This is a genomic window from Frankia casuarinae (assembly GCF_000013345.1).
Taxonomy (GTDB): Bacteria; Actinomycetota; Actinomycetes; order Frankiales; family Frankiaceae; genus Frankia; species Frankia casuarinae.
On sequence record NC_007777.1, the window covers coordinates 3,325,408 to 3,344,697 of the forward strand.

The 19,290-nt window shown below is 70.6% G+C and carries 14 protein-coding genes; 10 read left to right on the forward strand and 4 right to left on the reverse strand.

Annotation, left to right across the window (positions count from 1 at the left end; genetic code table 11):
• Window positions 1-39: 39 nt before the first annotated feature.
• Window positions 40-3,024 carry a sensor histidine kinase gene (locus FRANCCI3_RS14210; protein ID WP_236701466.1) on the reverse strand — a complete coding sequence of 995 codons (2,985 nt, stop codon included), beginning with the start codon at window positions 3,022-3,024 and terminating at the stop codon, window positions 40-42.
• A gap of 422 nt (window positions 3,025-3,446) precedes the next feature.
• Between FRANCCI3_RS14210 and FRANCCI3_RS14215 the strand changes: the two genes are divergently transcribed.
• Entirely contained in the window at window positions 3,447-4,823 is a 1,377-nt protein-coding gene (locus FRANCCI3_RS14215) for an ABC transporter substrate-binding protein (protein ID WP_011437214.1), read from the forward strand.
• Window positions 4,824-4,859: 36 nt separating this feature from the next.
• Here the strand turns inward: FRANCCI3_RS14215 and FRANCCI3_RS28575 are convergent, their stop codons facing one another.
• Together FRANCCI3_RS28575 and FRANCCI3_RS14220 are read right to left on the reverse strand one after the other, a co-directional pair.
• Window positions 4,860-4,994, reverse strand: coding sequence for a hypothetical protein (locus tag FRANCCI3_RS28575; RefSeq protein ID WP_023840763.1), 135 nt, complete (start codon window positions 4,992-4,994; stop codon window positions 4,860-4,862).
• A 315-nt stretch (window positions 4,995-5,309) separates the two neighbouring features.
• Entirely contained in the window at window positions 5,310-6,779 is a 1,470-nt protein-coding gene (locus FRANCCI3_RS14220; RefSeq protein WP_023840764.1) for an HNH endonuclease signature motif containing protein, read from the reverse strand.
• Between the two features lie 786 nt (window positions 6,780-7,565).
• On the opposite strand from FRANCCI3_RS14220, the gene FRANCCI3_RS14225 reads away from it, so the two are divergent.
• The 9 genes from FRANCCI3_RS14225 (at window position 7,566) to FRANCCI3_RS14265 (ending at window position 17,880) form a co-directional block, all read left to right on the forward strand.
• Window positions 7,566-8,858, forward strand: a complete 1,293-nt coding sequence (locus tag FRANCCI3_RS14225) for a bifunctional o-acetylhomoserine/o-acetylserine sulfhydrylase (RefSeq protein ID WP_011437217.1) — start codon at window positions 7,566-7,568, stop codon at window positions 8,856-8,858.
• On the forward strand, window positions 8,830-10,053 hold the full coding sequence (locus FRANCCI3_RS14230; protein ID WP_011437218.1) for a homoserine O-acetyltransferase MetX: 1,224 nt from the start codon (window positions 8,830-8,832) through the stop codon (window positions 10,051-10,053). Before FRANCCI3_RS14225 ends, FRANCCI3_RS14230 begins: the two co-directional genes overlap by 29 nt.
• 128 nt (window positions 10,054-10,181) lie before the next feature.
• Window positions 10,182-11,129, forward strand: coding sequence for a MurR/RpiR family transcriptional regulator (locus tag FRANCCI3_RS14235; protein WP_108913751.1), 948 nt, complete (start codon window positions 10,182-10,184; stop codon window positions 11,127-11,129).
• Window positions 11,130-11,335: 206 nt separating this feature from the next.
• Window positions 11,336-12,583, forward strand: coding sequence for an ABC transporter ATP-binding protein (locus FRANCCI3_RS14240; protein ID WP_011437220.1), 1,248 nt, complete (start codon window positions 11,336-11,338; stop codon window positions 12,581-12,583).
• Between the two features lie 103 nt (window positions 12,584-12,686).
• Window positions 12,687-14,066, forward strand: a complete 1,380-nt coding sequence (locus FRANCCI3_RS14245; RefSeq protein ID WP_011437221.1) for an ABC transporter substrate-binding protein — start codon at window positions 12,687-12,689, stop codon at window positions 14,064-14,066.
• A gap of 5 nt (window positions 14,067-14,071) precedes the next feature.
• Window positions 14,072-14,923, forward strand: coding sequence for a tyrosine-protein phosphatase (locus tag FRANCCI3_RS14250; protein WP_011437222.1), 852 nt, complete (start codon window positions 14,072-14,074; stop codon window positions 14,921-14,923).
• 104 nt (window positions 14,924-15,027) lie between these two features.
• Window positions 15,028-15,891 carry a metallophosphoesterase gene (locus FRANCCI3_RS14255; RefSeq protein ID WP_011437223.1) on the forward strand — a complete coding sequence of 288 codons (864 nt, stop codon included), beginning with the start codon at window positions 15,028-15,030 and terminating at the stop codon, window positions 15,889-15,891.
• Window positions 15,892-15,994: 103 nt separating this feature from the next.
• A complete protein-coding gene (locus FRANCCI3_RS14260; protein WP_011437224.1) occupies window positions 15,995-16,984 on the forward strand; it encodes a carbohydrate ABC transporter permease in 990 nt (329 codons plus the stop codon).
• A gap of 65 nt (window positions 16,985-17,049) precedes the next feature.
• A complete protein-coding gene (locus FRANCCI3_RS14265; protein WP_011437225.1) occupies window positions 17,050-17,880 on the forward strand; it encodes a carbohydrate ABC transporter permease in 831 nt (276 codons plus the stop codon).
• 158 nt (window positions 17,881-18,038) lie between these two features.
• Here FRANCCI3_RS14265 and FRANCCI3_RS14270 read toward each other — a convergent pair whose 3' ends face one another.
• The gene (locus tag FRANCCI3_RS14270) at window positions 18,039-19,289 is read right to left on the reverse strand and encodes an McrC family protein (RefSeq protein ID WP_011437226.1); all 1,251 of its coding nucleotides are present in this window, start codon (window positions 19,287-19,289) and stop codon (window positions 18,039-18,041) included.
• Window position 19,290 lies beyond the last annotated feature (1 nt).

A 19,290-nucleotide genomic window follows, 5' to 3' on the forward strand; every position in this document is an offset into this window, starting at 1 on the left:
AGGAAGGGTGCGGATGGTCATCCGTCCCCGCCAGGCTCGTCAGGGGTCTCCCTTGACACCACGGGCATGGTGAACGCCTTCGTACAGTCGGCTCAGGCGGCCGCGGATCCGTTCGGGCGCCACCGTCTGCCGTTCCGGGGCCGGCGTGAGCGCCGCTGCCGGGCCGAAAAGGTCGGGACCGGCATCGGGGGGGCGAGCGGTCGCGGACCTGGACGGGGGTGTGCCCAACGGGTCCGGGCCGAGGAGCCCGTGGGTCTGCGGGGCGCGGATCGGCAGCCCGGAGGGGGTCCTGGGACCGTCTGGCCCGATGGGGGGATGGTCACTCACCGCCGCTTCGCCTGAGCCCGGTACCCCACCGACGGTTATCGCCCCGCCTGACCGTGCCGCCCCACCGGCCGCTGAGGGCTCAAGGGACGCGGGTGGCTCAAGGGACGCGGGTGGCTCAAGGGACGCGGGTGGGATGCGCTCCGCGGAACGCGACGGTGCCGGATCTCGCGTGAACCAGTTGAACTTCTCCTCGGGGACCTCGGGGACCTCGGGGACCTCGGGGACCTCGGAGGGCTCGGAGGGCTCGGAGGGCTCGGGCGACCGCACCGCGGCGGCGCGCATCCTTCTGTCCGCCCCACGCTCGCGCCGACGACGGAGCGCGGCCACCGCCTCCTCTATCGGAGGCAGGGCGGCCCCGCCATCCGATCCCGTGGCGGCGCCCGGACGCGACCCGCCACCCGCCTCGGCCGCGGTGGGCAGGTCGGCGTCGTCGGCGAGCTCGTCAACGACGTCGAGATCGACACCGCGCGGCCGGAACCACTCCTCGGTCGGTGTGTAGGAGGTGTAGGAGCCGAGAGCGGCCGGCGGCGTATCGGGACCGCCGAGCGACCCCGCAGGCCCAGCAGGCCCCGCAGGCCCGTAACCGTTCAGGCCCGTCGCACCGGGCCCCGCCAGGCCGGGAGCCGCCAGGCCGTTGCCATGAGACGCGCTGCCATGAGACGCGCTGCCACGAGACGCGCTGCCACGAGACGCGCTGCCCGCGACGAGCAGCACGGCGGGCAGATGGACGAGCGCGCGAACCCCGCCGGTATCCGAGCGTGCCAGCCGCACCTCGATGTCGTGCCGCGCGGCCAGGCGGGCCACGACGAACAGGCCGAGGCGTTGGGCGATCGAGAAGTCGAACACCGGAGGCTCGGCCAGCCGCTGGTTGGCTGCGGTCAGCTCCTTCTCCGACATCCCGAGGCCGGCGTCGTCGATGATGATGAGCAATCCGCCGTCGTCAAGGCGGGACGCCGCGAGGTCGACCGCGAGGTATGGCGGGGAGAACTGGGCGGCGTTCTCCAACAGCTCGGCGACGAGGTGGACGACGTGGTTGACGGAGTCGGCCGCAACCTGCACCTCCGGCACCTCGATGATCTGGATCCGTTCGTACTGCTCGATCTCGCCGATCGCGGCCTGCAGCACGTCACCCAGCGGTACCGGACCCGCCCGGCGCCGGCCCGGGCCGGCCCCCGCGAGCACGAGCAGGTTCTCGCTGTTGCGGCGCATCCGGGTCGCCAGGTGGTCGAGCTTGAACAGGTTCTCCAGCTGGAGGGGGTTCTCCTCGCTGGCCTCCAGCCGGTCGATGAGCGCGATCTGCCGTTCGATGAGGCTCTGGCTGCGCCGGGACAGGCTCAGGAACAGGGTGTTGACGTTGCGCCGCAGGCCGGCCTGTTCGGTGGCCAGCCGCACCGCCTCGTGCTGCAGCTCGTCGAAGGTGCGCGCGACCTCGCCGATCTCGTCGCGGGAGTCGACGGCGATGGACCGGATCGTCGTGTCGACCTGGTCCGGGTACGCGGTTTGCAGCTGCTCGATCAGGCGGGGAAGGCGCTCGTGGGCGACGTCGAGGGCGCCCGTCCGCAGCCTGCGCAGGGGGCCGGTCATCGTGCGCGCGATCGCCAGCGTCCACACGATCGCACCGGCCATGATAATGATGATCAGCGCGCCGAGGATGGCGGTTCGCTCCCAGGCGGTGGAGCGCAGGTCGCTCGCGGACCCGATGACGTCGTCGAGCAGTCCGGTCTCGACGGTGCGCAGCAGCTCGATGTGGGTGGTGCTGGCCGCGAACCACTGGTCGGGATCGATGCCGAGGTCGGGCAGCCGCTGACGCTGGATGGCACGGTCGGAGGTGCGCTTGACCGTCAGCACCGCCTGACCGTTGACGATCTGATCATAGCGGGTCCGGTCGCTGGGTCGGGCTGCGGCGCGGAACGCGTCCTGGGCCGTCTGCTCCTCGGCGAGGAGACCGGACATCCGTTCGGCGGCGCCGAACTCGAACCGGCCGGTGAGGGCCGCGGCGTAGAGCTGACCGCGGATCTGGGAGTTGATCTCCTTGATGGTCGACAGGTCATTGAGGACCGTGGTGGCGTAGCGGAGCTCGTCGTCGTCCCGGTCCTGCCCGATCCGGCGGTCGAAGGCGAGCAGGCGGCTGATCGTGGTCGAGTACTCGCTCAGGATCGCGCCGATGGGCAGCTTCCCGCCCCGGACGGCCTGACGCAGCGCGGGCAGTGCGGCGATGCTCTGCCGCACCCGCACGGACAGCGGGGAGGCCCCTCGGCCGAGACGGCCGGAGGAGGACCCCAGCGAGGCCTGGAAACGGGTTAGCACCTTGTCCACGACACGCTGCTCGGTGTTCAGCCGGTCGGCCAGCGCCCTGCTGGTCGGGGCGGCGCCACGCCCGCTCATGATGAAGCCCGCGGCGAGGTCCCGCTCGAGCTGCATCTCGTGCACCGCCGCGGTCACATCCCGGCCGAGCCTCGCCGAGGTCACCCCGTGACCGTAGCTGGCCGCGTCGGACAGCCAGGTCACGCCGGCGAGAATCGCTACCGCCAAGAAGGCCGCCATGGGCACCGCCAAGGCCGCGAAGAGCTTCCCGCGCACGGGGAGGTCGTGCAGGCGCAGCCGCCGCCACGGACGCGATCGGAACTCCCCCGCCCCGGTCGTAGCCACGGCGGGGGCCGCGGCCCCGGTCACGGCCCCGGTCACGGTCACGGTCACGGCCCCCGCCGAGTGCCGCCGACGCCGCACCGGGGATGGCTGCTCCCGGTCCCCGGGTGTGCCCGCGCCACAATGCCGGCTCTCGGCAGAGGAGCCCGGCGGGTCATCCGCCGCGACCCGCCTTCTTCCCGGCTGGACCACGAGATCCGTACCTCTCGCCCTCTCGGATCGCCCTCTGGAACTGTCCCGCCAGGCCAGTCCCGGCCCTGGCCGGCAAAGACTATGCCTTGGCCGGCAAAGACTATGTGGGCGCCCGATGTCGCCGCCGGTGGGGTCGCCAGTAGGCTCGCCTGACGATTGGCCCCGTCAATCACCCGCGCTGCTGGACAGCCCGGCTGCGGTTGTTGTCCGACAAACAACTAGTGTCGCCGCTGGCCACTGCCAGCTTTCACTCCTCACCGAGCCGGGCATGCGGGAGCACGATGATCCACGGGTTTCGAAGCACGGTCGCGGGCCTTGCGCTTCTCTCCGCGGTCGTGCTGGCCGCCTGTGGTAGCGGTGGCAAAGCCGAGCCGGCCCGAGTTTCCGGCGAGGTCAAGATCGGACTGCTCGCCCCCATGACCCATGGCGATACCGAGACGGGGCGTGACGCACAACGCGGAGCAGAGCTCGCCAGCCGTCTCATCAACGCCGGCGAAAGCTGGGCGAGCGACGGGACCAGAGACCTCTGGGGGCCAGCCGGCCGGGCCCACCTTTCTGTTGTGACATTGGATACAAGTAGCGATCCGCGCCAGACCGCGGACGCCACGTCACGCTTGGCGACCGACCACGGCGTCGTGGGCATCGTCGGCGCGTTCACCCCCGACGCCACCCTGGAAGCCAGCCAGCGGGCCGAACGCCTGCGGATCCCGTTCGTCAGCGGGGGCCCGTCGCTGACGGCGCTGACCGAACGTGGGCTGAGCTGGTTCTTCCGGATCGGACCCGACGCGGCCGACTACGGCGGCGCCTTCCTGTCCCTGCTGCGTGACGCCGAGCAGCCGGGCCAGGAACGCCGACGCGTCGCCCTGCTCTACACCAACGACGCCACCGGCCTCGATATGCAGGCGACCGTGGCGGAGTTCGCCGAGGAGACCGGTTACCCGATCGTGGCGAGCGTGGCCTACCAGCCGGGTACGGGCCAGCCGGGTACGGGCGATCTGGCCGCCGCTGTCGGCGCCCTGCAAGCCACTGCACCCGACATTGTACTGACGAATATTTCTCCCGGTCAGGGCGCAATTCTGGGAAACACTTTCCGGGATGGTGGATACATACCGCCCGCGGTTGTCGTGTACGGCGACCCGGCGGAGGCCGCCCGACTCGCCGCGGTTCCCGAGTTCGCCGATCGGGTCAGCCGCCAGGTCGCCTGGTCGATGCCCATCGCCCGGGCCAATCCGCTGGCCGCGAGAGTAATCGACCGCTATCTGCACGATTTCGGGGCGCCGATGACCGAGAATGCGGCCGAGGCCTTCACCGCCATGACCACGATCGCGCAGGCAATCGATGACGCGGGCAGTACGGATCGTGAACTGGTCCGCTCCGCGTTGACCGCCCTGAATCTACCCGCGAGTTCGACCATCATGCCGTGGAACGGCGTCCATTTCGACGGAACCCACCAGAACACACTTTCCGCAACAGCGATCGAACAGACCACCGGTACGACATTCAGAACCGTCTACCCCCGCGACCTGGCCACGACGACGGTCAAGTGGCCCGCGCCGGGGACGGCCGTGACGACTGTCGGACACCCATCATCGAGGGCGACGTCGGCGTCACAGTCGACGCCGGGGACCAGGACCAGGACACGGACACGGAACGAGTAGGTACCCGGATCGTTCTCCCCCTGACCCGTCCACGGATCACCTCGCCGGCGCGAGATCCGCCACCAGCACCGGATCGAGGCCGCCGGGGGTGCCGTCCGGCTCGGTCTTCTCCAGCCGGAACCGGGCCGCGCGTCCGTCGAGTTCGAGGACGGCGAGCACACCGCCTGCCACACCGGGCTCGGCGCCGTGGCCGCGGCGCCGTGGCCGCTGGGCGAAGCCGTCACCGGACTGCTGACCATGGTGGCGGTCTGGGCGACCCTCTCCCGGAGACTCCTGTACGCGAGCCCTGGAGCCGCCGGCGGCGCATACCTGGCGGCGCGCACCTGGCGGCCAGGTGGTGCTGGCGACGGCGCCACGCGAGCCACTCCGGGAAGTCGGACGACAGGCTCGTCGTGTAGCGCCGTTCACGGCAGCGCGAGCGAGGATATTCTGGAGGTTTTTGAGCTGGTCCTTCAAATTCGGACCTTCCTTCAGCTATGAGCCGGTCTATGCAACTGTTGCCGCACGGAGGAGATCGGAGGTATGTCGGCTGTAGGGGTTGCGTCGGGGTATCTGGTCGGAGTCGACCCAGGGCGGAGGGATGAATTCGGGCCGGCGATCGTGGCCGATTCGGACGATCCAGCCGTGATGGTGGATGAGCCTGTGATGATATCCACACAGTAGTACCAGATTGTCAAGTGAGGTTCTTCCACCGTCTATCCAATGACGAACGTGGTGAACTTCGCACCATGACGGCGGCCGATCACACCCCGGGAATGAACAGCAGACGTCTCGGGCGATGACGGCGCGGCGTAGGTCCGCGGGTGCGGTGCGGTGGGCCCGTCCGACGTCGAGGGGGACGCTCGCCGCATCGAAGACGACGCGGGTGACCGTGGCGTCACAGGCCAGCCGGCGCAGGACACTGGCCGGCAGGGGTTGACCCCAACTGGTGGTGGCGGGCGTACCTCCCTGGCCGAGTAGTGCCGTCCAGGAGACGGTGACGGTGAGGTGGGGGCGCACGCCGCCGGTGACGGGCAGGGCTGCGGTGGCGAGGGTGCGGTGAAGGAGGTCGACGAGGGCGTCGGCGCGGCGCTGTGCAGGTGTGCGGGGGTCGAGGGTGCCGTCGTCGGCGGGGCGGGGTTTGGCCAGCGGGTCAAGTGCGCTGCGTAGGAGCGCGGCGGCTTCGGCGTCGAGTTCGCCGGTGATACGGGTGCTACCCCCGGGCAGATCGGTGATCCACAGGCCGCGCCGATCCGCGGGGGCGTCGCCCGAATCCTGGTTGCCGTTGCCCGAATCCTGGTTGTCGTTGCCGGGGTTCTGGTTGTCATCGCCGGCCGGGCCCCCTGCGGGGCCGGGAGACGTGCCGGAGTCGGCGCCCTCACGGTCGCCGTTCTGGCTGCCGGTGTTGGCGGGGCCGTCGCCGCCGGGGCTGGTGTCGATGCGGGTGAGTTGTTCCCGCAGGTGCCGGCCAAGACGGGCCAGTTCGCGGGGGTCGAACATCCGGGCCAGCTCCAGCAGGGATGCCTCCGCCGCGGTGTACACCTGCGCGTCCAGGCCGCGGGGGAGAGAACGGATCGTCGTGCGGACCTCGACCGCCTGCTCGACCGTGATCGCGCCGGCGGCCAGGGCCGCACCGGTGGCACTCAGCGGTCCGTCCACGGCCAGGGCCAGGGCCAGATCGACCAGGCGATGGGCGTCCCCCGGCCGGATCCGCAGCCGTTCCCGCAGCAGCGCCGCGGTGCTGGTAGCCCCCTCCCGCACGGCCAGGTTCCGGCCGTGGGCCTCTCGCACCAGCGCGAGCCGTACCGCGGCCAGGCGGGCCAGCTCCACCGAACAGTCGTCCAGGGCGCCGTACAACTCGGCATCCGACAACGACCACACCGGCGCGTCCAACAGGCCGCCGACCTGCTCGGCCACTACCGCCAAACCCGACGGCACCAAATGCTGCCCGAGGGCCGGGCCGGCAGTGATGGTCATGGATCAAGCGTAGATCACACAACCCCCGATGTCGAACTCATGTTCGATTGCCGTAACTAGGTGCTGTGGTCGTAGCGGAAATGAGGACCGGCGTGCTGGTGCGCGCCCTGCGCGAAGATCCCGGTCGCCCTCGGCTTCACGTGTATGGCCGGCGGCCTGCCGGCCGGGACCGTCCCCGCACCCCGCCCGGGCCGCCCTCGACTCCCCCGGCAGCCCGGGGCACGGCCTCGAGCACGGTCCAGAGCCCATCCCGCGCCTGCGATTGTTCACTTCTCCGGTGGAAAATCTGCACCCGCCGCGGACAACGACCCGACACGCTGCTAGCGTCGAAGCCGTGAGGTCGTATGCCGGATATCCGGGACGGTTGCGCGCCGCTCTGCGATGTTCGGGGGGATGCCCGAACATCGGTACACCGAATGGTCACCCATCCCGCACGGCCGCCTTCGACGGGCTGTGTCCAGGCTCCTGACCTTTTCCGTACCACACGATCTTAGGCATTCCGACCGGGCCCCGGGGAAGCGGCCCGGTTCGGCAGCCGGACCGTCCACCGCCGCACCGCGCGAGCAACCGTGAGGAACCGCGGACGAGGACAGCCATCGCGGATTAGTCGCAGAGGCATCGGTGCCCGGCCAGCGCCCCACGGCCGGCGCCCAGTACACCGCCGACACGCCGGCGCCCAGTACACCGCCGACACGCCGGCACCCCACCGCCGACACCGCCAACACCGCCAACACCGCCAACACCACTGACACCGAACACCGACTTCGACCCGGGGAGAATCACCCTATGAGCACCGAGAGCTGGTCGTTCGAGACCCAGCAGATCCACGCGGGAGCCCAGCCGGACCCGGCGACCGGCGCCCGAGCCGTGCCGATCTACCAGACCACCAGCTACGTCTTCCGCGACACCGACCACGCCGCCGCTCTGTTCGCCCTCGGTGAGCCCGGAAACATCTACACCCGGATCATGAACCCCACTCAGGACGTCTTCGAGCAGCGCATCGCCGCCCTCGAAGGTGGGATCGGGGCGCTCGCGGCGGCGTCGGGGCAGGCCGCGGAGACGCTGGCGATCCTGAACCTGGCCGAGGCCGGCGACCACGTGGTCTCCTCGGCCAGCCTGTACGGCGGGACGTACAACCTGTTCCACTACACCCTGCCGAAGCTGGGCATCGAGGTCTCCTTCGTCGGCGATCCCGATGATCTCGAGGAGTGGCGGGCGGCGGTACGGCCCACCACGAAGGCGTTCTACGGGGAAACGATCGGCAACCCCCGCGGCGACGTCCTCGACACCGTCGGGATCTCCGAGGTCGCCCACGCGCACGGGATCCCGCTCATCGTTGACAACACCCTCGCGACGCCCTATCTGTACCGGCCGCTGGAGCACGGCGCGGACATCGTCGTCCACTCGGCGACGAAGTTCATCGGCGGCCACGGCACCGCGATCGGCGGCGTCATCGTCGACGGCGGCCGGTTCGACTTCGGCGCCTCCGGCCGGTTCGCGAACTTCACCACTCCCGACCCGAGCTACCACGGTCTAGTCTACTGGGACGCGCTCGGTCACGGCTCGTACATCGCCAAGGCACGAGTGCAGCTACTGCGCGACCTCGGCCCGGCGATCTCCCCGTTCAACTCGTTCCTGCTGCTCCAGGGTCTGGAGACGCTGTCGCTGCGGATCGAGCGGCACACCGCGAACGCCCGGCGGGTCGCCGAGTGGCTCGATGCGCGCGACGAGGTGAGCTGGGTGGCCTACCCGGGCCTGCCATCGTCGCGGTGGTACTCCCGGGCGCAGAAGGTGCTCCCCCGCGGCGCCGGCGCGATCCTGTCCTTCGGCATCGTCGGTGGCGCCGAGGCCGGGAAGAAGTTCGTCGAGGGGGTCGAGCTGTTCAGCCATCTGGCGAACGTCGGCGACGTCCGCTCACTGATTATCCATCCCGCGACGACGACGCACTCCCAGCTCACCGAGGCCGAGCAGACCGCGACCGGGGTCACCCCGGATCTCGTCCGCCTGTCGGTCGGCATCGAGGGGATCGACGACATCCTGGCCGACCTCGATGCCGGGTTCCGTGCGGCCAAGAGCTGAGTCGCGTGGCACCGGTGCGGCCCTTTCGGTCGAACCGGTACCGCCGACGGTCCAACCGATACCGCCGACGGTCCAACCGATACCGCCGACGCCACCGCCCGCCTCCGGGGCATGGCGCGCCGGGATCGACCCGGTGGGACGGCGCCGGTTCGTCGACCTGCCGGGACCGCTGCAGCTGGAACGCGGCGGCATCCTGCCCGGCGTGACGGTGGCCTACGAGACGTGGGGCCGCCTCGACGCCGCGGCCACCAACGCGGTGCTGGTCCTGCACGCGCTCACCGGGGACAGTCACGCCGTCGGCCCGCCCGGGCCGGGCCATCCCACCCCAGGCTGGTGGGATGGCCTGATCGGGCCTGGGCGGGCCCTCGATACCGATCGCCTCTTCGTGGTCTGTCCGAATGTGCTGGGCGGCTGTCAGGGCACGACCGGGCCAGCCAGTCCCGCGCCGGACGGCCGACCCTGGGGCGGCCGATGGCCCGAGATCACGATCTCCGATCAGGTCACGGTGGAGGTCGCCGTCGCCGACGCGCTCGGCATCCGGCGCTGGGCCGCGGTGGTCGGCGGCTCGATGGGGGGCATGCGGGCCCTGGAGTGGGCTGTCGGCCATCCCGACCGGGTCGACCACGCCGTGGTCCTGGCCTGCGGCGCGGCTGCGACGGCGGAGCAGATCGGGTTGTCCGCGGTGCAGCTTCGTGCGATCATCGACGACCCGGCCTGGAACGGCGGCGACTACCACGGCCGGCCCGGCGGACGCGGCCCGGACGCCGGCATGGGTCTGGCCCGGCGGGTGGCCCAGATCAGCTATCGCAGCGAGGCCGAACTGGAGGAGCGGTTCGCGGATCGGACCCGGCCCGACGGGTTGTTCGAGGTCGCCTCCTACCTCGACCACCATGCCGGCAAGCTGGCCGCTCGGTTCGACGCCGGCACTTACGTCGCACTGACCCGGGCGATGATGACCCAGGACGTCGGCCGGGGGCGCGGGGGGCGCGCGTCGGCGCTACGGTCCTGCCCGGTGCCGTTCACCGTCGCGGGGGTCGACTCCGACCGGCTCTATCCCCTCCATCTGCAGGAGTACATCGCCGAGCGCGTCGGCGCGCCGTTGCGCGTCGTCCACTCGCGGCGCGGGCACGACGGGTTTCTGATCGAGACCGAGCAGGTCGCCGCAATCGTCCACGACGCCCTCCGGACGGCCTGACCCGGAACTGATTATCCGCACAGTTTATCCGCACGTTGACGGCACCGCGCGGCACTCTGACGGCACGGCGCGGCACGTTGACGGCACGGCACCCCGGCCCGTCACCTTGAGCGTGTATGAACCGCTGCATGGTGACCCCCTCCGCCGGTCCGCCGGGTGCCCGCCCGGGCGGGCTGTTCGCCACCATCCGCGCGGCCCTGCCAGGCCTGCTCCCGAGCGAGCAGCGGGTGGCCGAAGTGTGTCTGGCCCGTCCGGGGGACGTGGTCGAATGGTCCGCTGCGCAGCTCGCGGAGGCCGCGGGAACATCGACGGCCACGGTGGTGCGCGCCTGCCAACATCTCGGCTTCCGCGGATTCCAGCATTTCCGCGTCGAGCTCGCCCGGGAGAGCGGGGCCGCGGCGCTGCGCGGTGAGATCGGCCGAACGGACGCCGCCGACCCGGTCGAGCGCCTGGTGGACACCGTCTTCGGCGCGGCGACCGCGGTGCTCGCCGACGCGCTCGGCCCGCTGGACCGGTCCCGTCTCGCGCCCGCCGTGGACCTGCTGGACCGGGCCGACCGGCTGCTCGTCATCGGCAACGGCGGATCGGCTCCGGTCGCCCAGGACGCGGCGTTGCGCTTCCTGGGTATGGGCCGGCCGGCCGAGGCGCCGGGCGACTCGATCGCCCAGGAACTCACCGCCCGCCTGCTCGCGCCCTCGGACGTCTGCCTGGTTATCACGAGCAGCGGAGCGAACGAGCCGAGTCTGCGGGCCGCGGAGGCGGCCCGGACCGCGGGCGCCGCCGTCATCGGCATCACCAGCTACACGGCCGGTCCCCTGGCCGAGATCGCCGACATCAGCCTCGTGGTGGGGGCGCCCGACTGGCCCATCAGCTCGGACATGATCGCAAGCCGGCTGGCCTCCCTGCTGCTGCTCAACGCCCTGCAACTCGCGGTCGGCCTGCGCCGCACGGACAACCCGCTGCTGGCCGGAACCATCATGCGGGACGTCCAGGGCCACTCCGTGCGGGCGGAGGACGGCCCGCGGCGGCCCGCGGCGGATCCCGGCCTCGGGGCCGCCGATCCCTACGAGTTCTGACCGATGACCGGTCGGGTCAGGGGACGCGCGGACAGCTACGAAAGCGTCCCACCGGCAAGGCGCTTGGCCGGAGATTCGTTGCGGTAAGTGACTGTCCCCCGTTTCCCGACCGTCATGGACCATTCATCTCGGTACCCGAGACTGCCTCTGTAACGAGGAACCGGGAGGCAGGCGCGCTCCTGGAGCAGACGTACACGGGGTGCTGGGTGGCAGAAATCCGGATCGAGGGCCTCACGAGGCGCTTCGGAAACGTCCGTGCGGTGGACGACGTCTCCCTCGACGTGGCGGACGGCGACTTCCTCGTTCTGCTGGGACCGAGCGGCTGCGGGAAGACCACGCTGCTGCGCATGATCGCCGGCCTGCTGGAGCCGAGCGAGGGACGCATCATGCTCGGCGATCGCGACATCACCCATGTCCCCGCCCGACGGCGCGACCTCGCCATGGTCTTCCAGAGCTACGCGCTGTACCCGCACCTGACGGTCGAACGCAACATCGGGTTTCCGCTGCGGGCCGCGCGCCGCCCCAAGGCGGAGATCGCCCGGCGCGTCCGCGAGGTCGCCGACCAGCTCGAACTCGGCGGGCTGCTCCACCGGCGCCCCCGTGAGCTGTCCGGCGGGCAGCGCCAACGGGTGGCGCTCGGCCGTGCGCTGGTCCGTGACCCCCAGGCGTTCCTCATGGACGAACCCCTCTCGAACCTCGACGCGAAACTGCGCACCGCGACCCGCACCGAGCTCGCCGGACTGCACCGCCGGCTGGGCCGGACCTTCATCTACGTCACCCACGACCAGGTGGAGGCCATGTCGATGGCAACCCGCGTGGTCCTGCTCAACGGCGGCCGCGTGGAACAGGTGGGCAGCCCGACCGAGGTCTACGACACGCCGGCCTCGGTGTTCGTCGCCGGCTTCCTCGGCGCACCGCCGATGAACCTGATCGAGGCCCGGGTGGAGGCCGACGGCGACCTGCTGGCGGTCCGCGCGGACGGGCTGCGCATCCCGCTGTGGCCGGGCTTCGACGAACCCCGCGACGTCATCGTCGGTCTGCGACCCGAGAACCTGACGCTGTTGCCCGGCTCGGCCGAGTCGCCCCGCCCGGCCGAGCCGCCCCACCCGGCCGAGGCATCGACGGCATCACCCGGCTTGACGGCATCACCCGGGTCGACCGCGCAGATCGAAGGTGTCGTGACCACGGTCGAGAACCTCGGCAGCGAGGAGGTGGCCTGGTGCGACGTCCACGGTCAGGCCGTCGCGCTGCGTGGCCCCCGCCCGATCGGACTGGCCGCCGGTGACCGGGCCCGACTCACTGTCGACGTCTCACGGGTGCACCTGTTCGCTCGGGCGAGCGGACGTCGTCTCGCCTGGCGGCCACCGGATCCCCGGGAATCCCTGACCATCCCCGTGCCCGGCGCGCTCGCCGCGTCCCCATCCCCCGCTTCGCCCGCGCCCGCCGCGGTCTGAGCTGCGACCAGACCAACCGGACCAGATCATCGCGATCCGGTCCGTCCGCCATCCCGTTGATCCCGTTGATCCCAACGTCCCGTTGATCCCAAGGAGCATCCCCGTGGCTCGACCACGCCTGCTGCGTGCCGCGGCTGGCCTCGCGTTGCTTGCGGCGCTCGCCTCCGCGTGTGCGACGTCCTCGTCCACACCCACGAGTACGGCCGCGAACGCCAGCACGATCCCCGAACTCTCCCCGGACCAGAAGGTCTCGATCGTCTTCGAAAGTTACAACCTCGCGAACGTCGGGACGTGGAAGCCGGTGATCGAGGGGCTGCTGCGCGACTTCCAGGCCGCGCATCCCAACATCACCGTCAAGGGCCAGCCGCCGCAGAACCTGGCCGGTAGCGCGAACAGCGGCGACTACGTCACCAGCATCAAGAACCAGGTGCTGGCAGGCAGCCCCCCGGACGTCGCCCAGATCACCTTCAACGCGCTGCGCTTCGCCGCCGGCAGCCTCGGCGCCCAGCCGCTCGACACGTTGGTCGGGCGGGAGGCCGTTCAGGCGAACTTCGGCGGCGAACACCCGTTCGCCCCGAAAGCCCGCACCCTCGGCGACGTTGACGGCAAGACCTACGCCGTCCCGTACGTCTTCTCCACCCCGGTTCTCTGGCTGAACAAGACCCTGTTCACCCAGGCCGGCCTCGACCCGGCCAAGCCGCCGAAGACCTGGGCGGAGGTAAAGACCGCGGCGCTTGCCATCAAGGCGAAGACCGGCAAGGACGGGGTCCTCATCGACTGTCTGACGAAGGTCGGGGACTGGTGTTTCCAGAGCCTGGTACGTTCGGCCGGCGGCCGAGTGATCTCCACCGACGGTACCAAGCTGTCCTTCGCCGATCCGCCGGGCGTCGAGGCGGTATCGATGGCCGCCGACCTGGTACACAGCGGCGTGATGCCGAACCTTGACCAGAAGCAGCAGGTCAAGGCGTTCAGCAGCGGTCAGGCCGGGATGCTGCTCGAAAGCAGCTCCCTGCAAGGGATGTTCATGGCCGGCGCCAAGGCGAACAACTGGCAGCTCGACGCCACCCAGGAACCCTCGTTCGGCTCGAAGCCGGTCATCCCCACCAACTCGGGAGCGGCACTGGCGATCTTCAGTAAGGACCCGGCCAAGCAGCGCGCCGCCTGGGAACTGATCAAGTTTCTCACCGGCGACCACGCCTACACCGAGATCTCCTCGAAGATCGGCTACCTGCCGCTGCGGACCGGCCTGATCGACGACCCGAAGAGCCTGCAGGCCTGGGCGAAGGCGAACCCGCTCATCAAGCCGAACCTCGACCAGCTCGCCCGGATCGAGCCGTGGGAGTCCTTCCCGGGTGACAACTACCTCCAGATCTCGGACACGATGATGACCGCGGTCGAAAGCGCCGTCTTCACCGGCAAGGATCCCGCATCCACCCTGGCCGCCGCACAGAAGCAGGCCACCAGCTTCCTGCCCCGGAAGTGACCGCCGTGCCCGTCGTAAGCACCGGGAGCACGGCCACCGCAGCGAGCACCGGGAGCGCCCCGGGCGACGGCGGGGCGCCGCAGGCGCGGCGCGTCCTGTCGCTGCCGGGCACGATCAACCTGCGCGACGTCGGCGGCTACCCGACTGTGCACGGACGCTCCCTGCGCTGGCGCACGCTGCTGCGCTCGGGCACGCTACGCGGGCTCGACGGCCGTGGGCAGGCCATCCTCGCGCAGATCGGGCTGCGCACGGTCATCGACCTGCGCGAGGACACCGAGGTGGCGCACGATCCGGACCAGCTCGGCCGGCTCGCCGCGACGCATCGGCGGGTGCCCGTCTACACCCTGCCGGTCGACCGGCACCAGACGGCCGGCGATCTGCGCAGCCTCTACGACCACGTCGTCGATCATCGAGGGGACCGCCTCACCGCGGCCATGCTCGCGCTCGCCACACCGGGGGCACTGCCCGCGATCGTGCACTGCAGCGCAGGCAAGGACCGCACCGGTCTGGTCATCGCTCTGGCGCTGGACCTCGCCGGGGTGCCAGCCGAGGTGATCGCGCAGGACTTCGCGCTGACCTCGTACTTCCTGCGGGACGAGGCCGCGGCGGCCGTCCAGCGCATCTCCGCTCTGATGTCCACCGACGGCGAGGAGCTGCCGGCCTCGCTGATGGCGAGCCCGCCCGACCTCATCCTGCACGCACTGGACCGTATCCACGCCCGGCACGGGGACACCCGCACCTACCTGCTCGCGCACGGGGCGACGGCGCACGCGCTGGACCGCCTCGTCGAGGCCCTGCTCGTGCCGGCGGAGGCCTCCGACGCCGGGCCGGACTGCGGTCCGCCGACCGCGGGCTGAACCCCAGCCGGTGAGCCGCAGGCCCGAAGTCCCCACCCCTCGGGCCTGCGGCTCACCCCATGCGCCACCCCGCCCGCCCTGAACCCCGCTCCGGAAGGATGTCCATGCCAATACTCCTGGACCCGACCGCGCACACGCCCACCCACATCCTGATCCAGATCAGTGACACCCACATCGTCCGCGAGGGTGAGCTGATGCACGGCAAGGTCGACACGTACGCCGCGCTGCGCACCGTGCTCGACCAGATCGAGGCGTCCACGCTGAAGATCGGCGCCCTGCTGCTCACCGGCGACCTCGCCGACCGCGGTGATCTGCTGGCCTACCAGCGGTTGCGTGACCTGGTCGAACCGGCGGCGGCGCGCCTGGGCACGCCCGTGCTCTACGGCGTCGGCAACCACGACTCGCGTGGCCCGTTCCGGGAGGGACTGCTCGGCGCGGAACCCACGGCGGAGGCTCACGACTACGTGCACTGGGTCGGTGACCTGCGGATCATCATGCTCGACACCACCGAACCGGGCGAGCACAGCGGCTTTCTGAGCACCGCCCAGCTGCGCTGGCTCGCCGACGAGCTGGCCACCGCGGCCCCTGACGGGACCATCCTCGCCCTGCATCACCCACCCGTGCCGTCCCCGCTCGCGATGGTGAACTCGCTCCTGCTCGCCGAGCCGCAGAACCTCGCCGACGTGCTCGCCGGCAGCGACGTGAAGATCGTGCTGGCCGGTCACGCCCACCACGCGTCCGCGGGCGTGCTCAGCGGCGTTCCGGTCTGGGTGGCGGGTGCCACCGCCTACCGGATACGCACCCTCGGCCCGGCCGACCGGATAACCGGCCTGGTGGGGGGCGAGTACACCCGGATCGACGTCTACCCCGAGGGGGCCGTCGCCACCGCGGTACCGATCGCCACCTCCGAAGTGGTCTACGACATGACCCTCGACGAGGTCGTCCAGCTCGCGGCGGATTATCACTGACCCCGTCCGGCACTGACCCCGTCCGGCACCGACCCCGTCCGGTGCGTCGGCCCTTCCCACGCCTCCGGACTTCCCGCGCCTCCGGAAAGGATGCTTCCGAACCGTGTTCGTCGAAATCGCCATCCCGGGGGCAGCCGGCGCCACAGTCCCCGCCGGTGCCGCAGTTTCCGCCGGTGCCGCGTCGCGCGTGCCGGTGCGGGCCGCCCGGCCGTCGCTGGCCCGGCGGATGCTCGCCGCCACCCCGCCCTACCTGTACCTGCTGCCCGGAGTGGCCAGCCTGGTGCTATGGACCTACAAACCGATCATCGAGGCCGTCCAGCTGTCCTTCTACCACTGGAACCTGCTGCCGAACTCGCCACGGACCTACGTCGGTCTGGACAACTACCGGCAGATCTTCACCCTTCCGCAGCTCCGGGGCGCCGCGAAGAACACGCTGTGGTACATCCTCGGCCTGGTTCCGTTCGCCATCGTTCTGCCCACCGCCATCGCGCTGGCCATCCGGGACCTGGGCGGTCGGTCGCGCACCGTCTACCGGGCGCTGGTCTTTCTGCCGATGCTGGTCGCGCCGGTCCCCGCCGCCGCGGTCTGGCGCTGGTTGCTGGATTCCAAAGGGGTGGTGAACCACGCCCTCGGGCTTGGTGACTACAGCTGGCTGCGGGAGGAGCGGACGGCGCTGATCGCCATCCTGGCGATCTGCGCGTGGCAGATCCTCGGCTTCGCCACCCTCGTCATCTCCGCCGGACTCACCGGCATCAGCAGTGATTACGCCGAGGCCGCCGAGATGGACGGGGCGTCGCGCTGGCAGGTCACCCGGTGGGTGACTCTGCCGATGCTGCGCTCGACCCTGCTGTTCATGCTGCTGATAACCGTGCTGCTGTCGGGGCAGTGGACATTCCCACTGCTCGACGTGCTCACCCAGGGCGGCCCCGCCGACTCCTCGACCAACATCTATTACCTGCTCTGGGAGTTCGGTTTCCGCAGCCTGGACTCCGGTCTGGCCTCCGCGGCGGGCATCGCGTTCTTCCTCGTCTTCGCGGTGGTGGCGGCAGTGCTGGTCAAACTGGCCGACCGGTACAGCTTCGCTGACAACTGACCCGGACCCTCGGCGACCGGATTTCTCGACACACCCCGGTCCCCCGATCCAAGGATGCGCACACGATGAGCAGCATGCGGATACCGCGGATACCCCACTGGCGGGCCGCGGCCAGCCATCTGATGCTGGCCCTACTGAGCCTGATCAGCCTGTTTCCGGTGTACTGGATGTTCGCCACCTCCTTCCGCCGGCCGGACGACATCTTCGACCAGTCGCTCCTGCCCTGGCCGCTGAGCCTCGCGAACTACCGCTACGTCTTCGACAGTCTCGACATCGGCGTGCTGCTCGCCAACACCTTCACGATCGCCGCCGTCACCGCCGCCGGCCAGCTCATGATGTCCCTGCTCGCCGCCTACGCCTTCGCCGCCTGGGAGTTCCGCGGCAGGACCCTGTTCTACCTGGCGTTCGTGGCCACCTGGCTCATCCCGTTCCAGGTGACGATGATCTCGAACTACCTGGTGCTGTCGAACCTGGGCCTGCTGAACACGCTGGCCGGCGTCATCGTGCCGAACCTGTGCTCGGCGCTCGCGGTGCTCATGCTCCGCCAGCACATGCAGGCCTTCCCCCGGGAGCTGCTCGACGCGGCCCGCATCGACGGGCGGGGTTCATGGTCCACATTGTGGACGGTCGTCGTGCCGAACCTGCGCCCGGCGCTGGCGTCGCTGTCGATCCTGCTGTTCATCACCGCCTGGAACGAATATTTTTGGCCGGCGCTGGCGCTGCAGCGGGCGAACTCCGTCATCCAGCTGGGCATCCGCGGTTTCCTGACCCTCGAGGGCGACAACTGGGGCGCCGTGATGGCCGGGTCCGGCCTTGCCTGCCTGCCCGTCTTCGCCCTCTACCTGGTCCTGCAGCGCCAGGTCGTCGACGCGTTCGTGCGCTCCGGCCTGCGCTGACCGCGCTGACCGCTCCGGCCTACGCTGACCGCGCGGCCCCGTTTCCCGGCGGCAGCTCCTCGCCTCTTGCCTCTTGCCTATCCAAAGGAAGCCGGCCGGCCGGGTGACGGCGATCCAAGGTGGGCCGCGAAAGTGGGCCGCGAGATCGGAGAGCTCCGTCAGACGGACGGGGTGACCATATCGTCGGCGATCCGCTCGATCCTGGCCCGCAACTCGGCCAGGGGGAGCCTCAGGTCGAGCACGTACGTCACGAGCCCGATGGGCGTGGGACCCCCGATCCGGCTCCGGATGACGTCGCCACGACCGCCGGGCTGGCCGTCGGCCCGCTCCGAGCCGGCGTAGACGAGCCATCCCTGCCGGGCGCCGAGCCGGGCACAGTAGGCGATCATCTGGTGGTACACGTGTGCGCGCGCGCCCTGTCGGATCGCGAGCCGGTACTTCGCGTCGAGGACAACCGCCGGGATCATCCGCCCGCCCGGGCCCTCCGGCCGGTACAGCACGAGATCGGGGCACATCTCCAGCGTCCGGTCCTCGTCGAGGTGGTGGGTGCGGTCCTGCAGGCGGACCTCACCGCCGCGGTGGGTGAGGACCTCGTCGACGGCGTGGGTCACGAAGTCCTCGAAGACCTCCCACATCTTCACCACGAAGCCGTCCACCCGGAGCGTCTCCCCGTCTTCCCGTTCGAAGGAAGACGAGCGCAAGACCGTCTCGGCGAGCCGGAGCGCCGCATGGTAAGGCGCGTTCACCCGGGTTGGCACCCAGTCCGGCGGCTTGACGGGGCCGTGCGCCGGCTCGGCCACACCGTCCAGGGCGGCGGCGATACGGCGCAGCTCCTGGGCGGTGGCCGGTGCCACCCCGGCCAGGGCGAGCAGCGAGCGGGTGGCGGCGAGCAGCAACCGGTTCTCGGCGGTGTCGACGGTGCGCTCGTCATAGCGCACCTCGAGGGGGAACATCACCCCGGACCGTTGCCGGAGCTGCGCGGACTCGCGCAGCCGGCCGCGAAGGACGGGAAGCGCCGCATCCACCTGCCGATAGCCTCGCGGCACCCCGTGCGCGAGCGCCCGCGAGGCGGTTCGGGCGAACGCCGCGGCGACCGCGGGCAGAAGATCCGGTTCCTCCGCCGCCTGGACCTCGTCCTCGAACCACCTGCCGCGATCCTGCGCGTAGCCAAGCAGAAACAGCAGACGGCGGATGGTGACCTTGGGTCGGATGCGAACCTCGAACGTATCCTCGCCCGACCCGAGGCGCACGGTGCCGACCAGGGCGTTGTCCTTGACCTCGCAGGTACCGTCGGCACGCCGTTGCCGCACCTGCGCCACCTCGCTGGCATCGAGCGCATCGGCCTGGCCCGGGCTCAGCTTCCGCCGCTGCCACCCGGCGCCCTCGGTCAGCTCCACCGGCGCAAGCATG

Coding starts and splice junctions, on each gene's coding strand:
- FRANCCI3_RS14215 (WP_011437214.1), top strand. CDS start 3,447: ATGATCCACGGGTTTCGAAGCACGGTCGCGGGCCTTGCGCTTCTCTCC.
- FRANCCI3_RS14220 (WP_023840764.1), bottom strand. CDS start 6,779: ATGACCATCACTGCCGGCCCGGCCCTCGGGCAGCATTTGGTGCCGTCG.
- FRANCCI3_RS14225 (WP_011437217.1), top strand. CDS start 7,566: ATGAGCACCGAGAGCTGGTCGTTCGAGACCCAGCAGATCCACGCGGGA.
- FRANCCI3_RS14230 (WP_011437218.1), top strand. CDS start 8,830: ATGCCGGGTTCCGTGCGGCCAAGAGCTGAGTCGCGTGGCACCGGTGCG.
- FRANCCI3_RS14235 (WP_108913751.1), top strand. CDS start 10,182: ATGGTGACCCCCTCCGCCGGTCCGCCGGGTGCCCGCCCGGGCGGGCTG.
- FRANCCI3_RS14255 (WP_011437223.1), top strand. CDS start 15,028: ATGCCAATACTCCTGGACCCGACCGCGCACACGCCCACCCACATCCTG.
- FRANCCI3_RS14265 (WP_011437225.1), top strand. CDS start 17,050: ATGAGCAGCATGCGGATACCGCGGATACCCCACTGGCGGGCCGCGGCC.
- FRANCCI3_RS14270 (WP_011437226.1), bottom strand. CDS start 19,289: ATGCTTGCGCCGGTGGAGCTGACCGAGGGCGCCGGGTGGCAGCGGCGG.